Below are 13,722 nucleotides of genomic sequence, written 5' to 3'. Positions count from 1 at the left end.
CATGGCCGATGAGTGGTTTGAAACGGTCGCCATCGCCCAGCAGAGGGCGAAACGGCGTCTCCCGAAATCTGTTTACTCATCCCTGATTTCGGCCAGCGAAAAGGGAATAACGGTGGCCGACAATGTGGCGGCGTTTAGCGAACTCGGCTTCGCACCGCATGTCATCGGCGCAGCTGAAAAGCGCGATATGTCGACCACCGTTATGGGACAGGATATTTCGATGCCTGTTCTCATCTCGCCCACCGGCGTTCAAGCGGTGCATCCCGACGGTGAGGTGGCCGTTGCCCGCGCAGCGGCCGCACGTGGCACGGCGATGGGCCTGTCGTCGTTTGCCAGCAAGACGATCGAAGATGTCATCGCCGCCAACCCCAAAATCTTCTTTCAGATCTACTGGCTCGGCGGGCGCGACGCGATTGCCGAGCGTGTCGAGCGGGCCCGTCAGGCCGGAGCGGTGGGCCTGATCGTCACCACGGACTGGACGTTCTCCCACGGGCGTGACTGGGGCAGCCCCAAGATCCCCGAACAGATGAACCTGCGGACCATCCTGCGCCTGTCGCCGGAGGCGATTGTTCGCCCCAGGTGGCTGTGGAAGTTCGGTAAGACATTGCGGCCACCGGATCTGCGGGTGCCAAATCAGGGGCGGCGCGGCGAACCCGGTCCCGCGTTTTTCGCCGCGTACGGAGAATGGATGGGCACCCCGCCACCGACCTGGGATGACATTGCCTGGTTGCGTGAGCTATGGGGTGGACCTTTCATGCTCAAGGGGGTCATGCGGGTCGACGACGCCAAACGGGCTGTTGACGCTGGAGTTTCGGCGATTTCGGTGTCCAACCACGGTGGAAACAACCTCGATGGGACGCCGGCGTCGATTCGGGCCCTGCCCGCCGTGGCGGCAGCGGTCGGCGACCAGGTCGAGGTGCTGCTGGATGGCGGCATCCGGCGGGGGAGCGACGTGGTCAAGGCGGTTGCGCTGGGTGCCCGGGCGGTGCTGGTTGGCCGCGCCTACCTGTGGGGACTGGCCGCCAACGGTCAGGCCGGCGTCGAGAACGTCCTTGACATTCTGCGCGGCGGCATCGACTCGGCGCTGATGGGTCTGGGCCATAGTTCGATCCATGACCTGCGGTCAGACGACATTCTGATCCCCGGCGATTTCGTCCGGCGCCTGGGCGGGTAGGAATCCGGGCCTGCCTTACCACAAAGTTGAGCGGCCGTATCAAGAATCTGTGAGGTCGGGCGCCGCCGCCGGTCCGGCGAGTTGAGTTCGGGCCGGTCAGGCGTCGACCCGAAGAAAAAAATCCGTAGAAAAGGTAACAATCGGTGCACGCCAGGTGAATTCGTCCTACCATCGGCGAGTGCCCGTACTCGGCGAATTGGGGACTTCGACGTCGAGCCAGCTACCAAGCACCTCGCCGTCAATATTGATCCCGCTGGGGTCAACTGAACAGCACGGACCGCACCTGCCGTTGGATACCGACACCCGGATCGCGACCGCGGTCGGCCGGGCGGTTGCCACGCGCATGCACGGCCGCCTGACTCAGTGTCAACCCGGTTGGCTGTTGGCGCCCCCGATCGCATACGGTGCCAGCGGTGAGCATCAGAGTTTTGCCGGAACGATCTCGATCGGCGCCGAGGCTCTGAGGGTGCTGCTGCTCGAGTACGGGAGGTCGGCCGCCTGCTGGGCTGATCGGCTGGTTTTCGTCAACGGGCACGGTGGCAATGTCGAGGCCTTGCGTGGTGCGGTTCGGCAGCTGCGCGCCGAAGGTCGCGACGCCGGATGGTCTGCCTGTGGCTCGGCGGGCGGTGACGCTCATGCCGGCCATACTGAAACATCAGTGTTGCTGCATATTTCACCGGAGGTGGTGCTGACCGACCGGCTGAGTGCGGGGAACGCGGCGCCGCTGGCCGAATTGCTGCCGTCGTTGCGCCGCGGTGGCGTCGCGGCGGTCAGCCCGATAGGTGTGCTGGGCGATCCGACCGCGGCGACCGCAGTAGAGGGAAGGCGAATCTTCGCAGAGATGGTCGATGATTGCGTGTCTCGAATTGCCCGGTGGACCCCCGGGCCCGACGGGATGCTGACATGACGCAACCCCGACTACCTGACGGGTTCGCGGTTCAGGTTGACCGTCGCGTGCGGGTGCTCGGCGGCGGGTCGGCCCTGCTCGGTGGGTCGCCGACCCGATTGCTACGTCTGGCGCCTGCCGCCCAGGACATGCTCTGTGACGGCCGTCTGAAGGTTCGCGACGACATCAGCGCTGAGCTGGCCCGCACGCTGTTGGACGCGACGGTAGCGCATCCCCGGCCGGCGAGCGGGCCATCGCATCGCGATGTCACTGTCGTGATACCGGTGCGAGACAATGCATCCGGCGTGCGCCGGCTGGTTGCCTCACTGCGTGGCCTGCGCGTGATCGTGGTGGATGACGGGTCGTCGAGCCCGGTCGAGCTGGAGGACTTCGCGGGGGCGCACTGCGATATCGAAGTGCTGCACCACCGGCGCAGCAAGGGGCCGGCCGCCGCTCGCAACACAGGGTTGGCAGCCTGCACGACCGAGTTCGTGGCATTTCTGGATTCCGACGTGGCGCCACGCCGCGGCTGGCTCGAGGCCCTGCTCGGGCACTTCTGCGATCCCACCGTGGCGTTGGTCGCGCCTCGCATTGTGGGCCTGGCGCCGAGTGAGAATCTGGTGGCCCGCTATGAGGCCGTGCGTTCATCGCTGGACCTTGGTCAGCGGGAAGCGCCGATATTGCCGCACAGCCCGGTGTCCTACGTTCCCAGCGCCGCGATCATCTGCCGTTGCTCCGCCATCCGTCAGGTCGGCGGGTTCGACGAAACCATGCACTCCGGTGAGGACGTCGATCTGTGCTGGCGCCTTATCGAGTCCGGTGCCCGGCTGCGCTACGAGCCGATTGCACTGGTTGGTCATGAGCATCGGACCCAATTGCGTGCCTGGATCGCGCGCAAGGCGTTCTACGGGGGGTCGGCGGCGCCGCTGTCGGTGCGCCACCCGGACAAGACCGCGCCGTTGGTGATTTCCGGCTGGGCCCTGACTGCCTGGGTGCTGATGTCGCTGGGTACCCGAGCAACGCAGCTGGCCTCGCTGATCATCGCGGTGTTGACGGGCCGGCGAATTGCCACGGCACTGCGTAGTGCCCAAACCTCATCGTGGGATGTGGTGGTGGTCGCGGCGCGCGGATTATGGTCGGCCGCACTGCAGTTGGCGTCGGCCATTTGCCGGCATTACTGGCCGGTGACATTGATCGCAGTCATTGTGTCCCGGCACTGTAGGCGGGTCGTGCTGGTGGCTGCGGTCATCGACGGTGTGGTCGACTGGCTGCGCCGCAGAGAGGACCCCGACGGCGACTCCGAACCGATTGGGTTGCTGACCTACCTACTGCTCAAGCGCATTGACGACCTCGCCTACGGGCTCGGCCTGTGGTACGGGGTGATGCGTGAACGCAACGCGGGCGCGCTCAAGCCGCAGATCCGACGGTAACGGCGGCCTTGACCGCGGCGCTGCGCCACAGTGATGTCCTGGTCGTCGGCGCCGGAAGCGCCGGATCGGTCCTGGCCGCGCGTCTTTCCGCCGATCCGAGTTGCGCGGTGACGTTGGTCGAGGCGGGGCCCGGCCTTGCTGATCCACGGTTGCTGGCTCAAACTGCCAACGGGCTGCAGCTACCGATCAGTGCTGACAGTCCGTTGGTTCAGCGCTATCAGAGCCAGCTCACGGATCATCCAGTTCGTCGAACTCCGATCCTGCGCGGGGTGACACTTGGCGGCTCTGGGGCGGTCAACGGCGGGTACTTCTGCCGCGGGCTGGCGCGGGATTTCGATGGTGCCGCGATACCGGGCTGGTCATGGTCGCAGGTGCTCCCACACTTCCGGGCGATCGAGACCGACCTGGACTTCGACACGCCCGTGCATGGCCGCACGGGTCCCATTCCGGTGCGCCGGATCCGCGATCAGACCGGAGTCACGCAGCGATTCGTCACGGCCGCTCAGCGTGCCGGGTTCGGCTGGATCGCCGATCTCAACGATGTTGGTCCGGATATCGCCGCGGGCGTGGGCGCGGTCCCGCTGAACATCGTTGACGGGGTACGGACCGGGTCGGGGGCCGCATATCTGCTGCCGGCGCTGGGCCGCCCCAACCTGACCCTGCTGGAAGAAACCCGGGCCCAGCAAGTGCGCTTTTCCGCCGCGACCGCGGTGGGCGTCGATGCCGTCGGTCCGAGGGGGCCGATGACTCTGTGGGCGGATCGAATTGTGCTTTGTGCCGGAGCAATTGGATCCGCACACCTGCTGATGCTCTCGGGTATCGGCGACCATGCGATGCTGCGGGCCGCCGGGGTCCCGGTGGTGCAGGCGTTGCCCGTCGGGATGAATTGCAGCGACCATCCTGAATGGGCGTTGCCGACCACATGGACCGTCGCCGCCGGACGGCCGGTGTTGGAGGCGGTACTCAATACCACTGACGGCATCGAAATTAGGCCATACACAACAGGATTCGAAGCAATGGCGGGCGCAGCTGCTAAGGGGCATCGGGACTGGCCGCACCTCGGAGTGGCGCTGATGCGACCGCGGTCTCGCGCCCGGGTCACCTTGGCATCGCCCGACCCTTCAGTGCCTCCCCGGATCGGACACCACTACGACAGTGAGCCGGCCGATGTCGCGGCTCTGCAGCGGGGGACCGAGTTGGCGCGCGAGTTAGCGGGGTCGGCAGTGGCGGGGGAGCCGGGATGGTCGACATCGCAGCATCTGTGCGGTAGCGCACCGATGGGTGTCGATGCCGACCCGACGGCCGTCGTCGATCCCGAGTGCCGGGTGCGTGGTATCGAAAACCTTTGGGTGGTTGACGGATCCATCCTGCCGCTGATTCCCAGCCGTGGTCCGCACGCAACAATCGTGATGCTGGGTCACCGGGCGGCGGAATTCATCGGGTAGCCCGCGAGTTGATCATCGGCCGCATCGGCTCGCTACCGAGCCGGCGGCGCTCCGGGGCGTGGTGATTGTTGGTGCTCGGCTGACCGGAGTGGCTCACGCCGTGCAGCAGGAGTTCGGCAATCATGGGCGCAAAGTCGCGCGGGGCCGCCCGTCCGGTGTTTATCGACCAGCCCGCGCCGGAGACCAGGCTGTAGAACGCTTCGGTCAGCCACCCGGCCGCCAGGTCGGGCCGGAACTCGCCCTGGCGCTGACCGCGGAGGAACAGCTCCTTGATCTCGCTGTCGATTTCCAGCCAGCCCTGCTTGAGCTCATTGGTGTCGGAATCCTGACTGTAGGCGTAGAGCAACGTCAGGTACCCGGATACCGATTCGCATGCCGCCACCAGCCTCCGCAGCGCCTCGGTAGCCGATCCCTCTTGCCAGCGAGCGCTTTTCAGCGCTTCGCGCATCTGGCCGAACGCGAGCTGCTCTAGCGCATCGATCAGCGCGGCGCGGCCGGCGAAGTAGCGATGCAATGTCGCACGGCTGACGCCGATTGCCGCGGCGATCTCGTCTTGGGTTGCGTTAGGCCTCCGGCCGAGGAACTCTGCGGCGGCTCGAAGAAGGCGTTCGTGATCCAGTGCCATGAGACGATAGTACATCATCTGAAACAAAATTATCTCAGCGAATGCAATTTTGTCTCAATCTGCTGGGTTCGTGCGGGTGGCGGCCTCCGGGCGCTGGGTGGGCGGCGTGGTCCCCGATCTGCGTCCGTAACTGATCAGCCGATGGGCGTGGTGATCGCATGTGCGATTGCCTGGCCCGCGTTTACCAGGACGAAGGCTTGCAGGAGGCCGGCCACGGTAATCAGGGCTACGTCCGCCGCCAGGGGGTATCCGACGGCGTTGACGAAACCCATCGGGTCGCCGTTGGCGACTTGTTGGATGCCGTCGAGGAAGAGGTTGATGTTATAGGACGGCACGCTGGTGATGGCGGCATTGGCGATGTCGGCAGTGGGCAGCAGGGCTGCGTAGCTGGCGGCACCCACCTCGGTGAAGGTGTTGGCAACCTGGCTATTGGCCGCCTGTAGGTCGTCGATGATGGTGTTGATCGAGACCATCGGCGCGGCGGGTCCGGTGGTGGGAGCGGCCTGCGGATTGCCCACCGGTGAACTGGACCCGTTGGTGATCTGCGGTAGATCCAGATGGCTGATGTGGTAGCCGAAGTCGTGAATTCCTTGCTGGGTGCCGGCGGCGAGTGCGTCGGCGATGGTCAGCGGGCTCACCTAGGGCCAGAGCCCGAAGGGGGTAGCGACGTTGGGCGGTGAGGTCGAGTATCCGTAGGCGGGGTCGCCGTAGCCCAGATTGACGATGACCTTGAGGTTGGGCTGGACCAGGTCGGCGAGCGGGTCTCCGAGTACGGGCAGTGCTCGTAGTGGTTCGAGCAGCGGGAGGTCTTCGGTGCGGATCACGTAGTAGTCGGTCATGATCGGGCCCACCGTGTTGGTCAGGTGCACGGCCGCATCGATCTGGGCGGGAGTTAGGAATAAGTAGTCGGTGTGCACGTAGTAGGCACCCGCTAGCGCGTTGAGGGTGGATACCAGGTTGAGCGGGTAGCGCGGGAAGTCGGCGACGCCGTCGTACTCGAGGGTGTAAATCCTGGTCGGGTAGAGATTGTCCGGTGTGGCGCCGCTGGCGGTGATCCCCAGACTCGGCAGCGACAGTCCCGGGAACCGGGTGGCCACTCCGCCATTGGGATTGTTGGGGTCACCCACCAGCGTGAACGAGAGCTGATCTAGCGTGGGCGGGTTGATCGATGCGGCGAGCTTGGTCATCGTCAGCGACGAGATGGTGGCGCTCTGGGAGTAGCCGAACACGGTGACGTTGTTGCCGGCGGTGATCTGCTCGCGGATCGCGCTCTCCAGGATGACCACCCCCCGGGCCACCGAGGTGTCAAACGTCAGGTTCTTGACCCCGGTCACCGGGTAGAGGCCTTCGGGGGTGAACAACGCCTGCGCGACCGCGCCCCCGACACTGCGGCCGATATAGAGGGAGTTGGCGAGTTGCACGTAGCGTCGCGAGGGCATCGAAATGCCACTGCCGCCCATCACTTCCGCAAGCGTTTGTGCGGCAGTAACATTCGTGCCGATGGAACTGTTGTTCGCGGCGGTTGCGCTGAGGCCGGAGGCCCGGGAAAGCCCGGCGCCGGCACTGCCGCCCACAGCGCCTACGATCGTGCCCAATTGCTGGCTCCAGGGTGCCAACTGAGCGGCCACCGCCGCGGCGCCGCCGTAATAGCCGGCCATGGCCGAGACATCCTGGGCCCACATCTGCTCGTATGAGGATTCGGCGGCCGCGATCGCCGGCGCGTTCTGGCCGAACAGGTTGGTCATCACCAGCGACGCCAGCTGTGCACGATTGGCCGCGACCGGGACCGGATGCACCGTGGCCGCCAGGGCGGCTTCGAATTCGGCCGCCGCTGCGCGCGCGGCGGCGGCCGCCCCCGCGGCATGTAGGGCCGAGGTGCGTAACCAGCCGACATAGTGGCCGGCCGCCACCGTCATGGCGGCCGACGCCGGACCCTGCCACACCCCGGCTGCTAACCCCGACGTGACCGACCCGAAGGAGCCAGCCGCACCGGATAACTCGGCAGACAGCCCGTCCCAGGCCGTCGCGGCGGCCAGCATCGGCGCCGATCCCGCGCCACCAAACAACCGAGCCGAATTGATCTCCGGGGGCAACACCGAAAAACTCGCCAACATCAGCACGGCCCTTCCTTGGTCCAGCGGTCAGCATCCCATAGCCCGCCAACCGGCTCAAAACGCAACTCTCATCCGATGCGTCTGAGAAACAACGCATCGGATGAGAGTGCGAACGACCTCGAGTTAGCCCGCAGCTACCCCGCGTTAATCAGGTCCGCGGAACTCGCGGCGCCCTGTATCGTCGGATCCTGGATGCCTGGATCCCCTGAGCTGCTGCAACTTGACAACGCCGCAGCGGCGATCGTGGCGGCTACCACGGCGCCCAGCGCGCGGAGTGTGAACAGTCGCCTATTTCGCGTAACGTCCATCAGTCATTCCTCCTTTTGTCGGTGCGGCGAATTGGTGTACACCTGCCGGAAAGCTAACTCCGAAACAATGCGACCAGGCGCCGTTATTTAAGATTCCAGCCGCAATTGGAGACCGCGATGTCACGTTTGCAACACTGGCGTCTCGCAATGGACGGGGCTGGTTCATAACGCGCCCTATCAGCCGAAACGCTTGCGGCCCTACGTGAGCTGCCGCTATATTTCGATCTGCAGTCGGGGGAATGAATTTTTGGTACACCAAATTTTGTGGCGGCCCCGCGCCAGGATTAAATCACGCTTTCAAGCGGGAATTCATGCAGCGAAAGTGTGCTGAAGGCGACCATTGTCATTTCGCTGCTGCTTCGGAAGTCGACTCGATAAGCAAGGCGGTACTCGGCGCGAGTGCTGGCCCGCGGCCAGACCGGGAGGGTTGGGCGATGAACTTTTCAGTGTTGCCACCGGAGGTCAACTCCGCGCTGATATTCACGGGGCCCGGGGCGGAGCCGATGCGCACGGCTGCGACGGCCTGGGGCGGGATGGCCGTGGAACTGGAGTCCGCGGCAGACTCTTTCGCTTCGGTGACCTCGGGGCTGGTCGGCGGCGCGTGGCAGGGAGCATCGTCGGTAGCGATGGGGACCGCTGGGGCTCCTACCTCGGGTGGCTGAACGCGGCGGCGGCCCATGCCGAACAGGCCGCCGCCCAGGCTGAGGCGTTGGTGGCCGAGTTCGCCGCTGCGCAGTCAGCGATGGTGCAGCCCTTCCTGCTCGCGGCTAACCGTTCCAGCCTGGTGTCGCTGGTGCTGTCGAACCTGTTCGGCCAAAACGCGCCGGCGATCGCGGCCGTCGAAGCCGAGTATGAGCAGATGTGGGCGCTGGATGTGTCAACGATGGCGACCTACCATGCCGGTGCTTCAGCGGCGGCAGCATCGCTGACACCGCTGGCACAGCCTCTACAGAATCTGTCGGACCTGCCGGGCAGGGTGATCGCGGCATTCGGAAATGGTGCGCCCGCAACCACGGTCACCGCTGCGGTCACGGCGCTGCGGCTACCGGCAGACGCCAGCACTGTCAACTTCGGGCTCGCCAATATCGGTAGCGGCAACGTCGGTAACGCGAACAACGGCATCGGCAACCTCGGCAGCGGCAACCTCGGCGACTTCAATCTCGGATCCGGAAATCTCGGCAGCTCCAATGCCGGCTGGGCGAACCTGGGTAGCAACAACATTGGTGGCGCAAACAGTGGTGGTAATAACCTGGGCTGGGGGAACCTGGGCGGTCTCAACACTGGGTTTGCCAACGCGGGTTCCGGCAACTTTGGATTTGCCAATACCGGAAACAACAACATCGGCATCGGGCTGACCGGCGACAATCAGGTTGGTATCGGCGGGTTGAACTCCGGCGTCGGCAACTTCGGCCTGTTCAACTCGGGCACCGGAAACGTCGGCCTGTTCAATTCAGGTACCGGGAACTTCGGCATCGGAAACTCTGGTGCCTACGGCACCGGACTCTTCAACTCCGGGCAGGCCAACACGGGCTTGCTCAATGCGGGTTCGTTCAACACCGGCCTGCTTGACGTCGGCAACGCGAACACCGGCAGCCTCAACACCGGTAGCTTCAACATGGGTTCCTTCAACCCCGGCCCATCGAACACGGGTGCCCTCAACACGGGCACCGCCAACACGGGCTGGTTCAACACGGGCAGCCTCAATACCGGCGCATTCAACATCGGCGACATGAACAACGGCCTGTTGAACACGGGCGAGATGAACAACGGCATCTTCTATCGTGGCGTTGGCCAGGGCAATTTCTACTTCTCCATCACTACGCCCGACCTGACCCTGCCGCCTCTTGAAATCCCCGGAATTACCATCCCCAATCTGAGCCTGCCGCCGATTACGGTGCCGGCGTTGACGATTCCGGCGGCGACGACGCCGGCGAATGTTATGGTGGGTGGGTTTGATTTGCCGGGGGTGACGTTGCCGGCGTTGACGATTCCGGCGGCGACGACGCCGGCGAATGTTGTGGTGGGTGGGTTTGATTTGCCGCCGATTACGGTGCCGGCGTTGACGATTCCGGCGGCGACGACGCCGGCGAATGTTGTGGTGGGTGGGTTTGATTTGCCGGGGGTGACGTTGCCGGCGTTGACGATTCCGGCGGCGACGACGCCGGCGAATGTTGTGGTGGGTGGGTTTGATTTGCCGGGGGTGACGGTGCCGGCGTTGACGATTCCGGCGGCGACGACGCCGGCCAATGTTGTGGCGGGTGGGTTCGATCTGCCGCAGTTGGGTATTCCGTCGTTGACGATTCCGCCTTTGACGTTGGCGGAGGGTACGACGGTGGGTGCGTTTAGTCTGCCGGAGTTGGGTATTCCGTCGTTGACGATTCCGCCTTTGACGTTGGCGGAGGGTACGACGGTGGGTGCGTTTAGTCTGCCGCAGTTGGGCATTCCGTCGTTGACGATACCGTCCTTGACGGTGCCTGCTGGGACCACGGTCGGCGGCTTTGACCTTCCTGCCCTACAGACGCGATCGATCACCGTCGGTGGAATAGACGCGGGCGGATTTAGGACCCCCGCCATCAGCACCGTGTCCAGCACCGGCTACCTGGAGTTGCCGACGGTGACAATTCCTGGAGTCAGGGTGAACAACTTTGTTGCCTTCATTCCCAACAACATAGAATTCCTGCAAACGGGTCAACCCGGAGTCATCCCCCAAATCGGTGGCTTGGAGCACCAGGCATACATCTCTACGGGCGACATCGTCATCCAAGGTTTCGCGATCAGCGGCATCGGCTTCTCGCTTCCCCAGATCGACGTTGGAGCCTTCACCTTGCCCGAGTTGACCATCCCGCCCATCGGCATTCCGCCCACGATCGTGGGCGCGTTTACGTTGCCGGAGATTACGACTCCGGAGTTCACGACTCCGCCGTTGGTGGTTGATCCGGTTTCGGTGGCTGGGTTTACGTTGCCGGAGATTACGACTCCGGAGTTCACGACTCCGCCGTTGGTGGTTGATCCGGTTTCGGTGGCTGGGTTTACGTTGCCGCAGATCAGTACTCCGGAGTTCACGACGGCGCCGTTCACGATTGATCCGGTTTCGGTGGCTGGGTTTACGTTGCCGCAGATCAGTACTCCGGAGTTCACGACGGCGCCGTTCACGATTGATCCGGTTTCGGTGGCTGGGTTCACGTTGCCCCAGATCAGTACCCCGCAGTTCACCACGGCGCCAATAACCAACCCGCCGATCGGCTTGGGGTCGTTCACCACACCGCCGCTCACGATCCCAAGCATCCATCTGCCCGGCACCACCATCGGGGAGTTCGCATTCCCAGCGGGGCCCGGCTACCTGAACTCGAGCGCTACCCCCTCATCGGGCTTCTTCAATTCCGGTGCGGGTGGCAACTCGGGTCTAGGCCAGGGCTCCGGCGTTGTTGATTAGCAGGCTTGTGAGCTGGGGAATTGTGGATTGAGGAGGTCTAGGCGGCGGTTGGCGGTCAAAGCGGTGATCCGGCAGGCTTCGGCGATGTTGTCGGCGCCGTTGAGGCGGTGCAGATTGATCGCGGTGTTGCGTAGCGTTGCTAGGACCTGTGCGCCGTTTCCGGTATGTGCCCTTTGACGGTCTTCGTCGAAGGTGACGTCGCGTATCCAGTGCAGGCTGTTCTCGATTCCCCAGTGTTGACGCATCCAGGTCATGATCGCGGTAGGGCGGGCGTGCTCGAACGGCAGGCTGCAGATGGCATAGACCACCTTCACGCTGCGCTGGTCGGTGGCGGTGATCAAGCGTTCACGAGTGATCCGGATGATTTGTTTTGCGTAGGGGAAGCCGATTCCTCGTGCAGCGGTGATGATTTGCAGGGTGCGGGTCTCGACACGGCCGTGGCCGCGGGAGTCGTCGGTAGCGGCTGCGGGCACCTCGGCCCAGGGCAGCGCGGTGATACGCGCAAGTATTTTGGCTTGGTTGGACTTGACGATCATCAGGTAGTGCGACTTCAAGGTGGCGCAGATCAACTTCGCGGTGACGACCTGGGTATGCATCGCATCCACGGTGACCAGCCACCGCAAGCTACCCGGCAGCAGCGTGAGCAGGGCACGTACGCAGGGAATTTCATTGCTTTTCTCGGCGACAGCGAGTTGACCGAGCACCAATCGGGCACGGTGGGCGAACACCGACACGAGATGCGTGGCTGTCGCTTTGGCGCGTAAAGCACCACGCAGCATCTTGCCGTCCAACGCGATCGGCACCAATCCACTGGGGTCGCTGCTGGCCACGTGTGCAGTGAAGTAACTGCCCATCCTGGCGTTGAGGTCGGCGGGGTCTAGCCGAGACAAAACAGCGCGGAAGGTCTTCTCACTGGGCCGCCGGAACCGGACCCCTAATTGGGCCAACACATCATCGGGAGCGGTGGCCGCCCATGTGGCAAAACCAGCATAGCCGCGCATCCCCGCGGCAGTGGCCAGAACCGCGATCGCCAACAAAGCCATCAGCGAATACCTCCGACCGCGTGGGCCCCTCGGGTCTGGCACCGAGGCCAACACATCGAGAAACTCCGATCCGATGAGCTCGCTGCGCTCACCAGGACTCCAGCGGTCGAACACCTCTGGAACCGACGACACAGGCAATACTGAAACGGTAGGCACGGGCAACTCCAGACCAACGACGAACAGTAACCAACTCGATCGTTCTCCAGATAGCCCGTGCCTACACTCCGGCCCCAATAGCGCGGCACCAAAGATCATCAACCCAGCTCACAAGCCTGCTAATCAACAACGCCGGAGCCCTGAGGGGAAGCCGATTCCTCGTGCAGCGGTGATGATTTGCAGGGTGCGGGTCTCGACACGGCCGTGGCCGCGGGAGTCGTCGGTAGCGGCTGCGGGCACCTCGGCCCAGGGCAGCGCGGTGATACGCGCAAGTATTTTGGCTTGGTTGGACTTGACGATCATCAGGTAGTGCGACTTCAAGGTGGCGCAGATCAACTTCGCGGTGACGACCTGGGTATGCATCGCATCCACGGTGACCAGCCACCGCAAGCTACCCGGCAGCAGCGTGAGCAGGGCACGTACACAGGGAATTTCATTGCTTTTCTCGGCGACAGCGAGTTGACCGAGCACCAATCGGGCACGGTGGGCGAACACCGACACGAGATGCGTGGCTGTCGCTTTGGCGCGTAAAGCACCACGCAGCATCTTGCCGTCCAACGCGATCGGCACCAATCCACTGGGGTCGCTGCTGGCCACGTGTGCAGTGAAGTAACTGCCCATCCTGGCGTTGAGGTCGGCGGGGTCTAGCCGAGACAAAACAGCACGGAAGGTCTTCTCACTGGGCCGCCGGAACCGGACCCCTAATTGGGCCAACACATCATCGGGAGCGGTGGCCGCCCATGTGGCAAAACCAGCATAGCCGCGCATCCCCGCGGCAGTGGCCAGAACCGCGATCGCCAACAAAGCCATCAGCGAATACCTCCGACCGCGTGGGTCCCTCGGGTCTGGCACCGAGGCCAACACATCGAGAAACTCCGATCCGATGAGCCCGCTGCGCCCACCAGGACTCCAGCGGTCGAACACCTCTGGAACCGACGACACAGGCAATACTGAAACGGTAGGCACGGGCAACTCCAGACCAACGACGAACAGTAACCAACTCGATCGTTCTCCAGATAGCCCGTGCCTACACTCCGGCCCCAATAGCGCGGCACCAAAGATCATCAACCCAGCTCACAAGCCTGCTAATCAACAACGCCGGAGCCCT

At 64.0% G+C, this 13,722-nt stretch carries 6 protein-coding genes and 3 pseudogenes; 5 read left to right on the top strand and 4 right to left on the bottom strand.

The annotated features are described in order from the left end of the window. Window position 1: 1 nt before the first annotated feature. The 4 genes from mftD to mftG all read left to right on the top strand — a co-directional run bounded on the left by mftD (window position 2) and on the right by mftG (window position 4,935). Window positions 2-1,174 carry a pre-mycofactocin synthase MftD gene (gene mftD, locus SHTP_RS20955; RefSeq protein ID WP_096371666.1) on the top strand — a complete coding sequence of 391 codons (1,173 nt, stop codon included), beginning with the start codon at window positions 2-4 and terminating at the stop codon, window positions 1,172-1,174. A gap of 154 nt (window positions 1,175-1,328) precedes the next feature. After that, window positions 1,329-2,081 (top strand): mycofactocin biosynthesis peptidyl-dipeptidase MftE, encoded by a 753-nt coding sequence (mftE, locus tag SHTP_RS20950; protein WP_096371665.1) that lies wholly within the window; start codon window positions 1,329-1,331, stop codon window positions 2,079-2,081. Beyond that, window positions 2,078-3,490: a mycofactocin biosynthesis glycosyltransferase MftF gene (gene mftF, locus SHTP_RS20945; RefSeq protein ID WP_020788571.1), complete on the top strand. Its 1,413-nt coding sequence runs from the start codon at window positions 2,078-2,080 to the stop codon at window positions 3,488-3,490. Before mftE ends, mftF begins: the two co-directional genes overlap by 4 nt. A gap of 8 nt (window positions 3,491-3,498) precedes the next feature. Further along, the gene (gene mftG, locus SHTP_RS20940; RefSeq protein WP_096371664.1) at window positions 3,499-4,935 is read left to right on the top strand and encodes a mycofactocin dehydrogenase MftG; all 1,437 of its coding nucleotides are present in this window, start codon (window positions 3,499-3,501) and stop codon (window positions 4,933-4,935) included. Here the strand turns inward: mftG and SHTP_RS20935 are convergent. Next, window positions 4,925-5,560, bottom strand: a complete 636-nt coding sequence (locus SHTP_RS20935; protein ID WP_096372593.1) for a TetR/AcrR family transcriptional regulator — start codon at window positions 5,558-5,560, stop codon at window positions 4,925-4,927. The genes mftG and SHTP_RS20935 overlap by 11 nt on opposite strands. Window positions 5,561-5,694: 134 nt before the next feature. Continuing rightward, a pseudogene (locus SHTP_RS20930) lies at window positions 5,695-7,674 on the bottom strand (PPE family protein). 742 nt (window positions 7,675-8,416) lie between these two features. Between SHTP_RS20930 and SHTP_RS20925 the strand changes: the two are divergent. Continuing rightward, window positions 8,417-11,415 (top strand): annotated as a pseudogene (locus SHTP_RS20925) (PPE domain-containing protein). Here the strand turns inward: SHTP_RS20925 and SHTP_RS20920 are convergent. Continuing rightward, complete coding sequence (locus tag SHTP_RS20920) at window positions 11,412-12,614, bottom strand: ISAs1-like element IS2404/ISMul1 family transposase (RefSeq protein ID WP_420872962.1); 1,203 nt, start codon at window positions 12,612-12,614, stop codon at window positions 11,412-11,414. The pseudogene SHTP_RS20925 and the gene SHTP_RS20920 sit on opposite strands and share 4 nt — an antisense overlap. Before the next feature lie 144 nt (window positions 12,615-12,758). Further along, window positions 12,759-13,580, bottom strand: a pseudogene (locus SHTP_RS20915) (ISAs1-like element IS2404/ISMul1 family transposase); the annotation flags it as partial. Between the last annotated feature and the right edge of the window lie 142 nt (window positions 13,581-13,722).

Source organism: Mycobacterium ulcerans subsp. shinshuense, from assembly GCF_002355775.1.
Taxonomy (GTDB): domain Bacteria; phylum Actinomycetota; class Actinomycetes; order Mycobacteriales; family Mycobacteriaceae; genus Mycobacterium; species Mycobacterium marinum.
This window is presented reverse-complemented; position numbering and strand designations above follow the sequence as displayed.